Annotated in this window: 12 protein-coding genes; 8 read left to right on the top strand and 4 right to left on the bottom strand. The window is 48.7% G+C overall.

Annotated features, from left to right (window positions below; all coding sequences use genetic code 11):
- Nucleotides 1-24: 24 nt before the first annotated feature.
- The 4 genes from E7747_RS06980 to E7747_RS06965 form a co-directional block, all read right to left on the bottom strand.
- Nucleotides 25-1,332 carry a porin gene (locus tag E7747_RS06980; RefSeq protein WP_136414972.1) on the bottom strand — a complete coding sequence of 436 codons (1,308 nt, stop codon included), beginning with the start codon at nt 1,330-1,332 and terminating at the stop codon, nt 25-27.
- A 64-nt stretch (nt 1,333-1,396) separates the two neighbouring features.
- Nucleotides 1,397-2,728, bottom strand: coding sequence for an MFS transporter (locus E7747_RS06975; RefSeq protein ID WP_136414971.1), 1,332 nt, complete (start codon nt 2,726-2,728; stop codon nt 1,397-1,399).
- Between the two features lie 46 nt (nt 2,729-2,774).
- A complete protein-coding gene (gadC, locus tag E7747_RS06970; protein ID WP_136414969.1) occupies nt 2,775-4,484 on the bottom strand; it encodes a putative glutamine/gamma-aminobutyrate antiporter GadC in 1,710 nt (569 codons plus the stop codon).
- 182 nt (nt 4,485-4,666) lie between these two features.
- Nucleotides 4,667-5,812 carry a phosphatidylserine decarboxylase gene (locus E7747_RS06965; protein WP_123613513.1) on the bottom strand — a complete coding sequence of 382 codons (1,146 nt, stop codon included), beginning with the start codon at nt 5,810-5,812 and terminating at the stop codon, nt 4,667-4,669.
- Between the two features lie 371 nt (nt 5,813-6,183).
- Here E7747_RS06965 and porW point away from each other — a divergent pair, with 371 nt between their 5' ends.
- The 8 genes from porW to E7747_RS06925 all read left to right on the top strand — a co-directional run bounded on the left by porW (nt 6,184) and on the right by E7747_RS06925 (nt 15,853).
- Entirely contained in the window at nt 6,184-9,453 is a 3,270-nt protein-coding gene (gene porW, locus E7747_RS06960; protein WP_228449281.1) for a type IX secretion system periplasmic lipoprotein PorW/SprE, read from the top strand.
- A 40-nt stretch (nt 9,454-9,493) separates the two neighbouring features.
- Nucleotides 9,494-11,038: a T9SS response regulator signal transducer PorX gene (gene porX / locus E7747_RS06955; protein ID WP_136414967.1), complete on the top strand. Its 1,545-nt coding sequence runs from the start codon at nt 9,494-9,496 to the stop codon at nt 11,036-11,038.
- Nucleotides 11,039-11,085: 47 nt separating this feature from the next.
- Nucleotides 11,086-11,532 carry a tRNA (adenosine(37)-N6)-threonylcarbamoyltransferase complex ATPase subunit type 1 TsaE gene (gene tsaE, locus E7747_RS06950; RefSeq protein WP_123613515.1) on the top strand — a complete coding sequence of 149 codons (447 nt, stop codon included), beginning with the start codon at nt 11,086-11,088 and terminating at the stop codon, nt 11,530-11,532.
- Nucleotides 11,529-12,290 carry a biotin--[acetyl-CoA-carboxylase] ligase gene (locus E7747_RS06945; protein ID WP_123613516.1) on the top strand — a complete coding sequence of 254 codons (762 nt, stop codon included), beginning with the start codon at nt 11,529-11,531 and terminating at the stop codon, nt 12,288-12,290. The genes tsaE and E7747_RS06945 overlap by 4 nt, the downstream gene beginning before the upstream one ends.
- 51 nt (nt 12,291-12,341) lie before the next feature.
- Entirely contained in the window at nt 12,342-12,650 is a 309-nt protein-coding gene (gene trxA / locus E7747_RS06940) for a thioredoxin (protein WP_123613517.1), read from the top strand.
- A gap of 225 nt (nt 12,651-12,875) precedes the next feature.
- Complete coding sequence (gene ilvA / locus E7747_RS06935; protein WP_123613518.1) at nt 12,876-14,078, top strand: threonine ammonia-lyase; 1,203 nt, start codon at nt 12,876-12,878, stop codon at nt 14,076-14,078.
- A 38-nt stretch (nt 14,079-14,116) separates the two neighbouring features.
- Nucleotides 14,117-14,650: an SPOR domain-containing protein gene (locus tag E7747_RS06930; RefSeq protein ID WP_123613519.1), complete on the top strand. Its 534-nt coding sequence runs from the start codon at nt 14,117-14,119 to the stop codon at nt 14,648-14,650.
- A gap of 324 nt (nt 14,651-14,974) precedes the next feature.
- Entirely contained in the window at nt 14,975-15,853 is an 879-nt protein-coding gene (locus E7747_RS06925; protein ID WP_136414965.1) for a DUF6562 domain-containing protein, read from the top strand.
- The last annotated feature ends 48 nt before the right edge of the window (nt 15,854-15,901 follow it).

Genomic DNA, 15,901 nt, shown 5'->3' with positions numbered 1-15,901 from the left:
CAATTATCATACTGTAGTTATCTGTCAGAATGTAACCTGAAGCATGGTCTGTATGCGGTTGTCGTGACGCGACATGCCATCCATATCCACACGACGGCCATAGATATATTCGAGACCGGTCGAAATCTGTGGCGTAATGTTCCACATTATATTTGCCAACGCATATTGCGCATACTTGTACTGTCCGCTCCACGCTGTAGAACCGCCGGAATAATCCCGGGCATAGTTGCGCACATGACTGTAGGTAGTTGTCGCATATACTTTTGGCGATATGTTGTACTGAAGACCGAGATAACCGCCCCAAGCCTTGACAGCTTTCAGAGAGCCGTCTCCTGAGGGAACCATGTCAAGTCCTCCTTCATACAAATCTTGAAAATAACTTGTAATACCCTTTCCATAGGCAGCCTGATAATATGCCGTTATAAATGGAGAGACTGAAGCGCTTCCGCTCATTTTCACTCCCCAGCCAAGCTGATCCCTGTTTTTGCCGGAAAGCTCATCACGATAAAGCATATTGCGCATTATACCTGAGAAACGAAGCCAGCTCTCGCCACCACCCCACGAATACTGCACATAAGCGGGTATGTCAGGGACACGCTGATTCACTACATAAGTATTCTCGCCGGTTGTGGCCGAGACCATAGGCATCTCAGCGCCTATAGCCACACTCCATTTTGAATTGATATTATAGCGATAGTCTATGACTCCGTTAGGTATGGCCGTGAATCCACAAGGGCCTTCATTATCTATGCTCGGTGGAGCGGCCGCCATATCCGAGAACAGGCTATAGTCATAACCGACAGTGAAGCCACGATATTTTATATAGGCATAGCAGAGATTGAAGCCATAGTCATTTCCATTACCCGTCAGATTGAAATTAAAATATACTCCAAGCTGATTTTTATCACCGGGCATTGCGACGAAGTTGACAAACAGACCGCTCGTCGCAGCCGTTGCCTGCACAAGACCACCGTCTCCGGGACGTTGTGTCATAGGTATGGCTGATGTCGTGAAATCGTAGGCGTTGTCAATCGGATTACCCCAATCATACGAAAGAGTGGCTTTGGCTGTTCCACCGATGCCAAGATAAAACTTCCTGTCCTTACCCTCGATTGCAAACCGAGGCGCACCCGGAACTTTAAATGATTTAGGCGCATTCTCAAGGAATATGTTATAGACATTGATGACAGTGGTATCTGATGATACTCCTGACTGCGGGTTAACTATAGTCACTTCCTGATACTCAGGAGTGAGGGAATGTGTCTGTCCGAATACAGAAGGCACGATAGCCAAGGCCGGACAAAAAACGATGAAACGTGTAAAAGTATTCATTATCAGTTAAGTGTAAAGAAGCTTTTAATATTTAGCCTTGTTTCCGCAATGTATGTTCCATAAATTAATAGTAGGAACGATCGATACGGAACACGAACGACTTGCGAAATATGATTACAATAAATGTAAATATGCCGAGAAGGACTGAATTCAGAATAAACGGGAAAGCATTGTTGAGATGGTGAGGATCGAAAATATCCCTTAAGCCATCGACAATGAAAGGCGTGACGCTTACAGAGACATAATTGGCTGCAAGCACTATTGCCAATGCGAGAGTCGATTTTGCCGGATCGGTTACTATCTGGGTAGCCTTGTCATAAATCAAAGGCTGGAAAACTCCATAGCCGAATCCGACAAGCACAGCTGCCACACACATCACACCGAAATTATGCCCTGCAACCATGAGGATTATACCGCCGGCCATGACAATAGAGCAGGCAATCAGTGTGGTCTGTCTCAACATCTTCACGACATAAGGCAGAATAAAGCCCGGGAGAAAGACGGCAAGAAAGAAAATCGCGGTTACAGATCCGACATCTGAGTCACTCATTCCATCGGACTGCATGAGAAACGGGGTGTAATAGCTGACTATCACAGTCGCGTAGCAGACAAAGAAATAGACGGTAATGAGCGACCACACACGTGAGATTATGAATCCATCCTTCACAAGACACGGCTTTCCATTCTCTTCGTCATTAACGTAGGCCGGGACTTTGGCATGTATGGCCTTTGCCGGAACTCCGGCAACAGAAGCCTTCGATGCGACCTTGGCTGTGGCTTTCACGTCGGGCGACGGTGTTACAGAAGCCGGATAGAGATCTGCTTTCGGAATGCCTCGCAGGAACACAGACAATACGAGAGGTATCGCCGGAATCAGATAAACGAGAAACGGCAACCGCCAGTTGCCATGATTAAGCCAACCGACGATATAGGTGGCAATAACAAGAGCGATATTCGAGAGACCGGACTTGATTCCAAGCTGCCTCATACGGTACTTCCCGACAAATGTATCAGCCAGAAGACCTGCGGCAAGCGGTATCAGCAAACCGCACCCGATGCCAAGCAGACAGCTTATGACAATCAGGTCGACCATGCTTTTGGCAAAGAAATAGAGGATGCCACTCGCCAGATAGATGGCGAGTGCCACCACTACTATTTTAATTTTGCTTTTCGACAGCGACAGCTTCCCCGAAAGCAATACAAACGGGATTATGAAAAGGTTAGGCAACACGGTCAGGAGCTGAATCTCCAGTTCAGACGTGTGAGGGAATATCTTGTCCAGATTGCCTAACATAGGTGTGATGGCAAGCCCGGGCAGATTGACAGTCAGAGAGATTGACCATATGGCAATCAGGGTCATAAGGGAGATAGAGCCCTTTCCGGTGTTTACTTTCATAACGTCGACTGTTTGAGGGGAAATGACGTGGTCCGAAGGTCAGACATCACTTCGCTGTGCCGCCTTTGTTTTTATTGAAAATCTCATAAGCTACCGCCTGTGGATTGGCTGAATCATTGTAAGCTTTGGCTGCCTCTGCGGCAAGAGCCTCTGCCTCCGACCGGCTCGCTCCGTTTTCCTCGGCAAGAATTCTCGCATCCGTAGCAGCAATGTCGGCCGGTGTCGGCTGATAATCGGCACTCCATTTTGACGGCTGTGAAGGCTCACGGTTCTCAATCTGCCAGTCGAAAGGATAGAAATCAGCCTGCGGATTACGCCATGACGGCTTACGTTTGGCAAATACAATCAGAGGAACACAGAAAAACAGGACAGCTCCACAGAGAATTATGAGCACATAAACTACCGGACTGCCGGTGTTAATCTGCGAAGGCGGGAAAAAGCTAAGAATCATGGCAACAATCGCACCAAGAATTCCAATACCACCGACTACGACTTCTCCGAATTTACCACCCGGAATACGGAAACCGCGATGTTTCTGCGGCTGAGTGTGACGCAATCTGATAAATGCAAAATAAATCATCAATACAAGTATCAGATAGATGACAGTAGCCATCTGCGACATAACCTGATAGGCTGATTCAACCGATGGAAGCACGACGAGCACCAGCGAAAGCAGGCTCACAAAAATGGCCTGAACGTAAAGAATCGGTTTATTGACACCTCGCGAATTGGTCTTCTGGAGACCACGCGGAAGATAACCGCTCTCACCGACCGCTACAAGACCTGTCGACGGGCCTGCAATGATGACACTCACCTGACCTATCACACCGAAAGTGATCAGCAATGCCATCACATTTCCAAGCCAAGGCACTCCGATGGATGCCCAGAGGTCATTGTAGGCAACCAGCAGCGAGGCGAGAAGATTTATATCCTTCGCAGGAACGACAAAACCGATTGCAAGAGTAGCGAAGACAAATATGAGCACGATGACAGCGACCGCAAGGAAAATCGCACGCGGGAACTGACGGGCAGGATTACTCATGTTCTGCACATGGACGGCATTCATCTCCATACCACCGTAGAACAGGAAAATCGATGCAGCGAGTACGATTGTGCCGATTTTTGTAAAATCAGGAAAGAAAGATTCATGGGTCAGCATGATAGGTTTGCCCATGCACAGATATGCGACACCAAGAATAATCAGAATCGCACCGGGCACTATGGTGCCGAAAAGACCTCCGAGCGTGCTCAGAATCTTCGAGGACTTCATGCCCCTAAAAGCGATAAAGTTAGTTATCCAATAGACCGCAAGCACAACAATCAGTGTGTAAATCTTATTGGCCGACAGCTTCGCGTCAAAAGATTCCGGCCAGAATATATAGGCGAGCGACACGGCTGCAAACATGAGGACAGCAGGAAACCATATTACAAGAGTCTGCCATTCAAGATACATTGCCGTCCATCCCCAACGAGGGCCAAAGGCTTCCGAAACCCAACGATAAAGGCCACCGGAATGAGTATAGGTCGAAGCAAGCTCGGCACAAACAAGAGAAAACGGAATCAGAAAAACGATTGCGGCAAACAGATAGTAGAAAATTGACTGAATGCCAAACTCTGCCTGCGATGGAAGTCCACGGAGACTGACCACAGTCGTGATGATCATTACTGTCATCGCTCCTGTCGATATCAAAGCCGCCGATGGCTTATTCACCTTAGGTTTGTCAGAGGATGACCGTGGTGAAGTTGAAGTAGCCATATATGCCTTAATTAAATACGTTATTAAATGATAGGATGAGAAGCTATGAATCGGAGCGTTTGAAAAAAGCGGGAGTCGGCGGTGATGCCGACCCCCGCTGTGCCATGACCGGCAGACGGTCATGAAAACGTTCAAAAAATCACTTCATAGTTGAAATTCGAGAAAATCGTGTCTTACGACGGTCAGAGTTCAACCACCGGATAGACTTCTCCGATTTTTGTGCCGACTTTATAGTGAGTTCCCTTATGGGCAGACATAGAAACATTCATATTGGCAGAGAAGAGGTAGACAATATCCGATCCGCCGAACTGGAAGTAGGATATCTCATCACCTTTCTTAAGGGCGACACCTTCTTCAGCCGTAACGACAACCGACGAAACCTGAGGCATCGCAATAGGCAGAATGGCTACATATCCGTATTTCGTCTCAAGGACAATCAGACCACGGGTCTGCATGAATTCATAACCGGCCTGGTCAGGAGCTGTCGCACGCCATGCCTCAACCTGATTGGTGGCAGGATTTACCTTGTCAGGAACAGCGACGAGATCCACATAGCATGCTCCCTGAATGACACGTGCCTCACGGACAATGCCTGAAAGCGGTGCATGCTGACGATGATAGTCGGTCCAGCTAAGGAACGAGTGACACCACATGCCGCCTTTGAATTTATCCTTATAGGGGCTACCTTCAAGAAGCTCGTCTATGCTCCAGTCAAGACCCTTGATACGTACATGGGTGTCAGGACGGATTTCCCACTGGCCACCGAAACAAGCGTCGGCCGGATGGACGATAATCTTATCGTCGTCAATCGCAGCGATAGGACGGTAGCCGGGTTTCACGTGACGGGCAAACATCTGGTTGAATGTCTTCCAGCCTCCTCGCGGCTCAAGATACTCGTCCATGTTGTAGACCGCACAGTCATAGAAGGATTTCACGCTGTCGTCGGTAATCGATTCGGGACTGTCAAGCCAGTTGCCGATTCCGTAGCAATAGTCGACCATCCATTTTGAAAGCGGAGTAAGTTCGGGCTGCCTGTCTGCCGGTTTACATGGAGTCTGCAGAGACTTGACAGGTTCCTGATCCAACAGGAAGAAGGAACGGAACAGGTGTTGATAGACGTGTGTACCTTCTTTGTTTTCAGCAGGAACCCAGTGCATATAAGCCTCAAGATAGGCAAGATAGTCATCTATCGTGGCTATATCCGACAATCCGGGAATCTTGTAAGACACGACTTTGGCGATAGCCTGATTGAATTTGTCCTCCCAATTGTTTTCTTTGATGAGGTCAGCGAGTTCTTGTACTACGGGTGAATACTTCTTGTCTGCCATAGTAATAAAAATTAAGTGTTTATGAATATATTTATTGACCGTACACTCTGGCTTCGAAGAAGTTGTTCAATCCCCGTTGACCGTCATGCAGGATCTTTTAGTATTCAGGTTTGTAGGTTGTGGTCTGCATGATTCACAATCCTGATTTACCTCAGGAGCAATGCGCCTCCGACCAAGATTTTAGCGCCTGTGAAGCTTGCGTTTCGCTGACGTTGACTTTATAACAACCTGAAATCAAAATTACCCCTCCATTTTATATTTTTTAACATTTTTCACATAGATCTGTTTAAATTTAACTGCAATCGAATCAGAGTGTTGCCATAATGTAGACAAAAGGCAATAATACCCTTATATTTACGTTGAAGAAAAAGATGAAAAAATGGTCTGACCTCTTTTTCGGCCATCTCCTGCACAGGGTGATGACGGTAATCGCTGTCGCGGCAATCGTCGCGTCGGTCTCATCATGTTCGACCAAGAAGAACACTGCCGCCTCACGCAACTATCAGGCTTTTATCACCCGCTATAATGTCTATTTCAACGGTGACCAGCATTTCAAAGAAACTTTGAAGGAAATGGAACGGGCCTACGAGGACGATTACACCTCGCAACTGTTCATGCACCCGGTCGAAGCCTATTCCAATCCAAAAGCTCCGCAGCCAAACGGATCGTTCACACGGTCCATAGAGAAAGCCCAGAAAGCCATTCAGCTCCACAGTATCAAGAAGCGGCCCAAACGCAAACCGGGCCATTCGAACGATCCGGAATACAAAAAATGGCTTAAACGCGAGGAGTACAATCCGTTTCTCCATAACGCATGGATGCTCATGGGCAGAAGCCAGTATTTCAACGGTGACTTCCTCGGGGCTGCTTCCACATTCTATTACGTCGTAAAACATTTCACATGGCTGCCGGAAACCGTAACTGAAGCAAAACTGTGGCAGGCTAGAAGTTATTGCGGACTCGACTGGCTGTTCGAAGCCGAAACCATACTTACCCGAATCAAATCTGACGAACTCACAAATTCACGGCTAAAGGAGCTTTACTACTTCACATACGCTGATTTCTATATCCGCTCCCATGACAATGCGAAGGCAATCCCCATGCTCAAAGAGGCGTTGGCCTTCGCCAAGGGAACACAAAAAACTCGCCTGAATTTCCTCTTAGGACAGCTATATTCCTCCGAAGGTGACAAGACAGCCGCCTATCAGGCATATAAGAAAGCCGGGAAGTCGACCTCGGCCTCATACCGCACCAAGTTCAATGCTCGCATAAAGCAAAGCGAGGTCTTTCAGGGCGCTGACATCACCCCCGAGGTCAAGGCTCTGAAACGGATGACGCGCTATGACCGCAACAAAGAATATCTCGACCAGATCTACTATGCCATCGGCAATCTTTATCTGTCAAGACGCGACACGGCCAACGCCATAGCCAACTACATCCTTGCAGCAGAGAAATCGACACGCGGCGGAGTCGAGAAAGCATTCTCGCAGATAACACTCGGCAGCCTCTACTTCGACAGACACCGCTATGACCTCGCACAGCCATGCTATGCCGAGGCTGTACCTCTGCTTCCTGACGACTACCCTGACATCGCAACACTCAGAAAGAGATCGGACGTGCTCGACGAACTTGCCGTCTACTCTCAGAATGTAAATCTGAATGACTCTCTGCTCCGGCTGGCTGCCATGCCCGAAGCCGAGCGCCTTGCTGTTATCGACAAAATCATCGCCGACCTCAGAAAACGGGAAAAAGAAGAAGCCGATGCAGCACAACGTGAAGAATATCTGGCTGAACAACAAGCTGCCGGATCGAATCTGAAACAGGACAATGTCAAAGCTCCGACCTCATTCAATCTGAACACCGACAATTCATGGTATTTCTACAATACCGCAACCCGCAATGCCGGACGCACGGACTTCCAGAAACGGTGGGGGTCGCGAAAACTTGAAAACGACTGGCGGCGCAGAAACAAATCGTCATTCAGTTTCGACGATTTTGGTTCGGAAAGCGATGACGACGGAACAGAGGACGATAATGCTGACGACTCCGCCGAGACTGGCGACAATAACTCCGACGAAAAGAAAAGCGAGGCTGCAAAGGCCAATGACCCACACTATCCCGAATACTATCTGAAGCAGATCCCGTCGACCGATGTCGAAAAGACAACCGCCGAAGATGTGATACGCGAGGGTCTCTACACCTCCGGGCTTATTCTCAAAGACAAGCTTGAAGATTTCGATGCGGCCGATGCCGAATGGCAACGGCTCATGAACCGCTATCCCGACAATATCTACCGGCTTGACATCTATTATAACGAATATCTGATGAACATCAGGGCCAACCGCCCTGTGGAGGCTGAGCGCTACCGCCAGCTTATCCTGCGAGATTTCCCGGAATCGAATTTTGCAAAAGCGATGTCCGACCCGAACTATATCGAAAACCTACGCTCCATGTTCGCCCGTCAGGAACAGCTATATGAGGATGCCTATGCCAGTTATCTCGCCGACAACAATGCCAAGGTTCATGAGGCATACAGCCGCATGAAGGAAGAATATCCCCTGTCGCCCCTGATGCCGAAATTCATGTTCCTTGAAGCGCTCGCCTATGTCACCGACAACAAACCTGACGAGTTCGGAGCAACACTCAAAGAACTTCTCGAACGTTATCCCGACACCGATGTAACCCCTATGGCATCCTCATATCTCCGCGGACTCGCTCAGGGACGAAAACTGCGTAGCGGCGGATCGAATATGCGAGGTATGCTGTGGGACATACGCCTGTCGAACGACTCAACATCAACCGAAGGCGGCGAAATAGACTTTGTACTCGAACCGGAAGAGCCACACTATCTCGTCTTGCTCTTCTCGACAGAAAACATTTCGCCAAACCAGCTTCTGTTTGATGTGGCTCGTCATAACTTCACTACATATATGGTAAGGGATTTCGACCTTGAAGTCATGAATTTCGGCCAACTCGGCCTGCTACTGATAAAAGGATTCAGAAATGAGGGAGAACTGAATCATTACCGTTCTCTTCTCGCACAGGATAACGGGGTCATGCTCCCTGAAGGAGTACGCCCTGTACAGATCAGCAAAAGTAACTTTGAGAAGCTTCTGCAAGGAGGAGGTTCGTTTGACGACTATTTCCGCTTCATCGGAGAGGAGAACATCCGGGAGACGCATGAGTCTGTCCTCCCCCCGGAAGAATATCCTTCTGCCGGAGAGATGTATGGCGGAGAAGATGACCATGACACCGATGGTGAAGAAGCTCTGCCTACACCGGCAACCACACCCGAGACAATGCCGAATGACAAGCCGGAAGAGACCGGCGACTTCGATATTCCGGTACCTGTATTGGAAACAAAACCGGCAACTGAAAGTGTTAATACCGATAGCGTCACTGTCAATGTCACCGCACCCAAACAAATTGCCCGGCCGACAACCAAGGCTGACAGTCTGAAAAACGATGCCGACACACTGAAAAAAGTGACTCCGCGACCGGCAGTCAGACCGGCGCAGCCACCTGTGCCGAAACCAAAGGCCAAAAAGCAGCCTCAAAAGACAGCTGTCCCCAAACCTCAGCCCAAGACACCGAGACTTCCCGACTATCCGCTCGGAAGTGAAGGCGACGAAGACGACTGATTTCCTCACGACTTAATCCTCACGACTTAATACTTAATATATGTCCACCATACTTTGGGCCGACGATGAAATCGACCTGCTAAAACCCCACATAATGTTCCTCAAAGGGAAGGGCTACGAGGTTGTCACCGCCTGCAGCGGTGCTGACGCTCTTGCACTCGTCGACGAACAGAACTTCGACCTCATCATCCTCGATGAAAACATGCCCGGATTGACGGGACTTGAGACATTGCAGCGCATCAAGCTCGTATCGCCCCACATTCCGGTGATAATGATTACCAAAAGCGAGGAAGAAAATATCATGGATCAGGCAGTCGGCAACAAAATCGCCGACTACCTCATAAAACCTGTCAATCCGAAACAGATACTTCTGTCCATAAAGAAAAACCTTCACTCCGACGAGCTTGTTTCGTCGCAGACAGGGAACGATTACCGGCAGGAATTCACCCGCATATCCCAGCTCATCGGCGAGGCATCCAACGTGAATGACTGGATGGAACTTTACCGTCTTCTCGTGCATTGGGAAATGCAGCTGTCGGCCACCGAGACCCGGATGGACGAGCTTCTCGACATGCAGCGGAAAGAAGCAGCCACAGCATTTGCCAAGTTTATCAGAAACAACTACGCCGACTGGATTGTCAATCCACAGGCGGAGGGACGTCCGCTCATGTCACCTGAAATCTTCAAGACCCATGTGTTCCCGCTTCTTGACGCAGGAGAGAAGGCATTTTTTGTACTCATTGACAACTTCCGTCTCGACCAGTGGGCGGCAATAAAGCCTCTTCTTGCCGACAGTTTCAACTTCCGCGAGGAACTCTACTGCTCGATTCTACCGACAGCGACACAGTATGCCCGCAATGCCATATTCTCAGGACTTATGCCTAAGGATATAGCATCAATGTTTCCCGAGCTATGGGTCGACGAGGATTCGCCGGAAGGAAAAAACCTTAACGAATCTCCGCTGATTGCCACTCAGTTTGAACGCTACCGCCGCCACTGCAAGTTTTCCTATACCAAAATCAACGATTCAGCCGCCGGCGAGAAACTGCTGCGTGAATTCTCCAACCTGCTGGCAAATGACCTGAATGTAATCGTGTTCAACTTTATCGACATGCTTTCACATGCCCGCACGGAGTCAAAGATGATAAGGGAGCTCGCATCGACCAACGCCGCCTACCGTTCACTGTCGGAATCGTGGTTCCGGCACTCGTCGGCCATCGAGATATTCCGCCGCATCGCAGCCAAAGGATACAAGATTATCCTGACGACAGACCACGGCACTGTCAGAGTCGACAATCCCGTCAAGGTCGTGGGCGACAAGAACACCAATACCAACCTACGTTACAAGATTGGCAAAAATCTCGCCTACAATCCCAAGCAGGTCTACGAAGTGAAGAATCCCGGCCGTCTGGGGCTACCAGCTCCAAATGTCTCGTCGACCTATATCTTCGCGACAGGGCGTGACTTCTTTGCATATCCGAACAACTATAATTATTACGTGCAGTATTACGAGGGGACTTTCCAGCACGGAGGCATATCCCCGGAAGAAATGCTTGTTCCGCTGATTACTCTCACTGCAAAATAAACCTGTCATTCATCAATTCAACAACATATACATATTTTTCATCAGATATGAAACAGATACTGATACCTTCGGCAGAAGCACTTCCCGAAGCTGCTCAAGAATTCCTCGGTCTCATGGACGATGCCACTGTCTACGCTTTCGACGGCGAGATGGGAGCAGGCAAAACGACGTTTATCAACGCTCTCAGCCGCGCACTCGGAGTGGAAGACGATCCGACCGGCTCACCGACATTCTCGATTGTAAACGAATATCGCTCGGACACCACTGCCGAACTCATCTATCACTTCGACCTCTACCGCATCGAAAATCTCGAGCAGGCTTTCGACATCGGCATAGAAGATTATCTTGATTCAGGCGCTCTCTGCCTCATCGAATGGCCCGACCGTATAGCTGACATACTGCCCGATGACACCGTATGGGTTAAAATAGATGTCATGCCCGACGGCAGCCGCCGCCTCTCAATCGGTTCGCAGGAAGAAGTAGCCAACGTATGAGACTGATCGAACTCGACGAGAGTCCCTCGACCAACAGCTATCTTGCCGGAATAGCCCACGCATCATCCCACGGGACTGTCGTCTGCGCACATACACAGACGGCAGGCCGCGGCCAACGCGGAAACTCATGGGAAGCCGCCCCCGGCGAGAATATCACCATGTCGATACTCCTGAAGCCGGAAGGTCTGCATCCCTCACGTCAGTTCATCATTTCAGAGGCCGTATCGCTCGCCATCGTAAATGTGCTGCGCCGACACCTTCCCGGACACGACGTAAGAATCAAATGGCCCAACGACATCTATATCGGTGACGGAAAAATCTGTGGTATACTAATCGAAAACAGCATCTCCCCTACAAACATCAATCATTCGATAGCCGGGATAGGGATCAATGTCAATCAGACTATATTCCTGTCTGACGCGCCAAATCCGGTATCGATGGCTCAATTTGCAGGAAAAAAGTTTGACATCAGCCAACTCACTGTTGAATTTTCCAAAGAGATTCTACACGAAGTCGATTCCGCGACAGAAGCCGCGCTAAACGACAGCGCGGACAGTCTCGGTGAAAAATATTTCAACGCACTGTGGCGCACTGACTCATTCTATCCGTATGTCGATAATCTCCGTCATGAACGAATCGACGCCCGGATTGTTTCCGTCGCTTCCGACGGCATCATCACACTGTGTCTCCGAACCGGCGAACATCGCAGCTACGCATTCAAGGAAATAAGTGCTGTGGTTAAAGAATCTTTACTGTAAAAACATTCAGAGCTGAAATGACGTTATACATGCACTAAAAGTTATAAAATTATGAATGATTTCAATGAAATAATCAACAGTGACAAGCCAACGCTTGTAGACTTCTTTGCCACATGGTGCGGACCTTGCAAGATGCAGAGCCCGATTCTCGACGAGTTAAAGAACAAAGTGGGTGACGCAGCCAATATCGTAAAAGTCGATGTTGACCGCAACCCTGACCTCTCGGCCAAGTATCAGATCCGCAGTGTCCCGACTATCATCATCTTTAAAAACGGAGAGCCGCAATGGCGTGCCTCAGGTCTTCAGCAGCTTGAAATCCTTGAAGACAAACTCCGCATTCAGGAGCAGCCCGGCAAATAGAGCCTTCACGCAACTCCTCCCACCGGAGTGATTATAAAACGATTTAAGCTACGATAACAACACATACGTATGAACCCGCTTCCGTCAACCAAGATATGGGAGCGGGTTCTTGCATATACAGCATTCATCGCCTTATTTTTCAGGCCAAATTTTTATTTTGGTTAATCGGCGGGGATTTTTTAATTTTGCGCTAAATCATTTCACAGCCAAAATTCAATCTCCACTATGGCAGAAACATTGGAAATTTCAGAAGTCTATCGCGCGGCACAGGTGCTACGCGACGTGGCGCGCCATCCGCGCCTCATCGGTGTCCCCAAAATCAATCCTGAAGCAGAAGTCTATCTCAAACCTGAAAACCTCCAGCACACGGGAGCGTTCAAACTCCGTGGCGCATACTATAAAATATCACAGCTTACTCCCGAGGAGAAAGCCCACGGCGTAATCGCATGTTCAGCCGGAAACCATGCACAGGGAGTTGCGCTTGCAGCCACCCGCAACGGCATAAAATCGCTCATCTGCCTTCCAGCCGGAGCACCGATTTCAAAAATAGAGGCCACCAAGCGTCTCGGTGCTGAAGTTTGCCTCGTGCCCGGAGTCTACGATGATGCCTATCAAAAAGCTGTCGAACTGCAAAAGGAACACAACTACACTTTCATCCATCCTTTCGACGACCTGAAAGTCATTGCCGGACAAGGCACAATCGGCCTTGAGATACTTGAAGAAATGCCCGATGTCGAAGCCGTAATCGTACCCATCGGAGGCGGCGGACTGATTGCCGGCATAGCTTTTACGCTTAAACAGCTCAAACCCGATGTCAAAGTCTATGGCGTTCAGGCCGAAGGCGCTCCCTCGATGTTCCAGTCAATCAATGACGGTGAACGTGTCCGTCTTGAAAAGGTAGCTACAATCGCCGACGGCATCGCAGTGAAAGAGCCGGGTGTCAACACATTTGACTTCTGCTCGAAGTATGTCGACGAGATTGTCACTGTCAGCGAAGACGAAATCGCAGCCGCCATTCTCGCTCTGATCGAACAGCAGAAACTCGTGTCGGAAGGTGCCGGCGCTGTCTCTGTCGCAGCCGCAATGTTTGACAAAGTTCCCATCAAGGGCAAAAAGACGGTATGTGTTGTTTCAGGCGGAAACATCGACGTGACAATTCTCAACCGCGTCATCACCAGAGGACTCGTCAAGAGCGGCCGTAACTGCACGCTCACCCTCGACCTCACCGACCAGCCGGGACAGCTGTCTGGCGTATGCCACGTGCTTGGCGAAAACGGCGCGAACATAATATCTGTAACCCACGAACGAAATTCTCACATCACGTCAATCAACGGCTGTCTCATTCGCGTTGAAGTCGAGACCCGAAACAACGACCACATCGAAATTCTGCGCAACGCACTGACCGAAAAGGGCTATCACGTTGTTTAATCTATATCACAGTAACCAATATCCTGATTTCTTAAACTATGAGAAAGCCCATATCATCAATGGCATTCCTCCCGCTGTCACTCATGGCTCTTGCCATGATGACAGTGGGTTGCAAAACCACCGAAAGCAACTACCGTCAGGCATACGAGACGGCGGTTGCAAAAAACCGTGATTCATCCGGTGTCGATTCAACCATCTACGCCAAAATCCGCAACAGCGCCCGCACATCCGACCTTGTCGTGACAGGCGACACAATGCCCATGCGCACCGAATATATCGGATATACCGAAGACGGTGGAGCGTCGCGCGAGACAATCGGACGATACAACGTTGTAGTCGGACAGTTCAAACAGGTGTTCAACGCACGCCAGATGCGGGCACGGCTTCAGTCGTCGGGCTATGACTCAGCCTTTATAATCCACACCCGTGAACCCCTCTACTATGTCTGCACTCAGGCATGCGCGACTCCTGAGGAGGCTGAAAAAGCGTTTGTCAGAGTGAAAGACGACAAATCAATCGTGCTCCGTGACCCGTTGCCGTTCATCCTCCGCCCGGCACATCTGGCAAGATGATATTTGTGAGGATTTCCATGCTAAAAAGCAGGTTTTATCTATAATTTGAAACTCCGACAAAGTTTTTTACTGACAATTACATACAAAATCAAATTAAAAAGTATATATTTGCAACGGCTATGATATTGATTTCACGTCTCAATATCCAGACTACATTAAGAAATATAACTATTTAACCACGTTTCAACCTTCGACCGTCACGACATAAAAACACCTTGCAGTCGGTATAATGCACTTTTGAGACGATTGACCAAAGCCTTACTGATAACAGCTTTTGGTCTGTCCGGTTGCATATATTCCGATGAGAATGAACCGCCACGGCTTTTGTTGACATTACATCTGCCCGTGTCGGCGATGATTCCCTACGAGCCGTCGGGCAGAAGCGTTATGTTTGATATTTATGCGACCCGTTGTGTTATCGAGGGTTACAACTCCACAGATGGAGCCAAAGCATTCAGACACATTGCAAGACTGACTGCTGATGCCGAAGGCAATTGCAGTCAGATTGAACTGAATGCCGCCGAAGGTGTCTATGACCTTCTGATATGGTGTGACCATACGGACATCAATCAACCTTACAGGGATTTACATTATAATACTGACAATTTACATACGGTTACCGTTATGCCTGATGACTATACTGGAAATATTACATCCAAATTTGCATCATGTACGTCCGTAAATAACGTAATGCTTAATTGTGCGAGAACAACAACCGAGGAAGCATACCTTAATTCTCCTCTGGCACGATACCGCATAATCTCCACTGATGTCGAGGCATACGCACGCATGACAGAACTACATCCTGACAAATACCCTTCGATAGAGGAACTTACAGTTGAAGTCCACTATGAATTCTTTATCATTTCATCGTTCAATGTAGCGACATATCGACCTAACGACTCAGCTACGGGTATCAGTTACACGTTTCACCCATGTCCGGCAGAAGGGTCTGTAATAACCAGTACAGTCATGCTCGGAGGAGATATGATTTTTGCATCCGACAGCGATTCTTCGGTAACCTTGACCATTGAAATCAAAGACAAGTCCGGTCAGATCATAAGCCGGGCTTCAGGTCTGAAAATAGCTTATCGCCAAGGTTATGAGACAACTGTTACCGGCAATTTCCTTACACTCGGAGTCGCAGCCGGAGGCATAAATATCGACACCAGCTGGCGTGAGGATATTATAATCCACTTCTGATTTTCCCATTCCTTACACATTTTTAATTGAATACAATTTACTCCAAAC

It is taken from the genome of Duncaniella dubosii (genome assembly GCF_004803915.1).
Lineage (GTDB): Bacteria > Bacteroidota > Bacteroidia > Bacteroidales > Muribaculaceae > Duncaniella > Duncaniella dubosii.
Note: the sequence above shows the minus strand (reverse complement) of the source record. Positions and strands in the feature narration are given on the sequence as shown.

Excerpts from the sequence above, each read along its gene's own strand:
- E7747_RS06980 (WP_136414972.1), bottom strand. The coding sequence starts at position 1,332 with ATGAATACTTTTACACGTTTCATCGTTTTTTGTCCGGCCTTGGCTATC.
- E7747_RS06975 (WP_136414971.1), bottom strand. The coding sequence starts at position 2,728 with ATGAAAGTAAACACCGGAAAGGGCTCTATCTCCCTTATGACCCTGATT.
- gadC (WP_136414969.1), bottom strand. The coding sequence starts at position 4,484 with ATGGCTACTTCAACTTCACCACGGTCATCCTCTGACAAACCTAAGGTG.
- E7747_RS06965 (WP_123613513.1), bottom strand. The coding sequence starts at position 5,812 with ATGGCAGACAAGAAGTATTCACCCGTAGTACAAGAACTCGCTGACCTC.
- porW (WP_228449281.1), top strand. The coding sequence starts at position 6,184 with ATGAAAAAATGGTCTGACCTCTTTTTCGGCCATCTCCTGCACAGGGTG.
- porX (WP_136414967.1), top strand. The coding sequence starts at position 9,494 with ATGTCCACCATACTTTGGGCCGACGATGAAATCGACCTGCTAAAACCC.
- tsaE (WP_123613515.1), top strand. The coding sequence starts at position 11,086 with ATGAAACAGATACTGATACCTTCGGCAGAAGCACTTCCCGAAGCTGCT.
- E7747_RS06945 (WP_123613516.1), top strand. The coding sequence starts at position 11,529 with ATGAGACTGATCGAACTCGACGAGAGTCCCTCGACCAACAGCTATCTT.
- trxA (WP_123613517.1), top strand. The coding sequence starts at position 12,342 with ATGAATGATTTCAATGAAATAATCAACAGTGACAAGCCAACGCTTGTA.
- ilvA (WP_123613518.1), top strand. The coding sequence starts at position 12,876 with ATGGCAGAAACATTGGAAATTTCAGAAGTCTATCGCGCGGCACAGGTG.
- E7747_RS06930 (WP_123613519.1), top strand. The coding sequence starts at position 14,117 with ATGAGAAAGCCCATATCATCAATGGCATTCCTCCCGCTGTCACTCATG.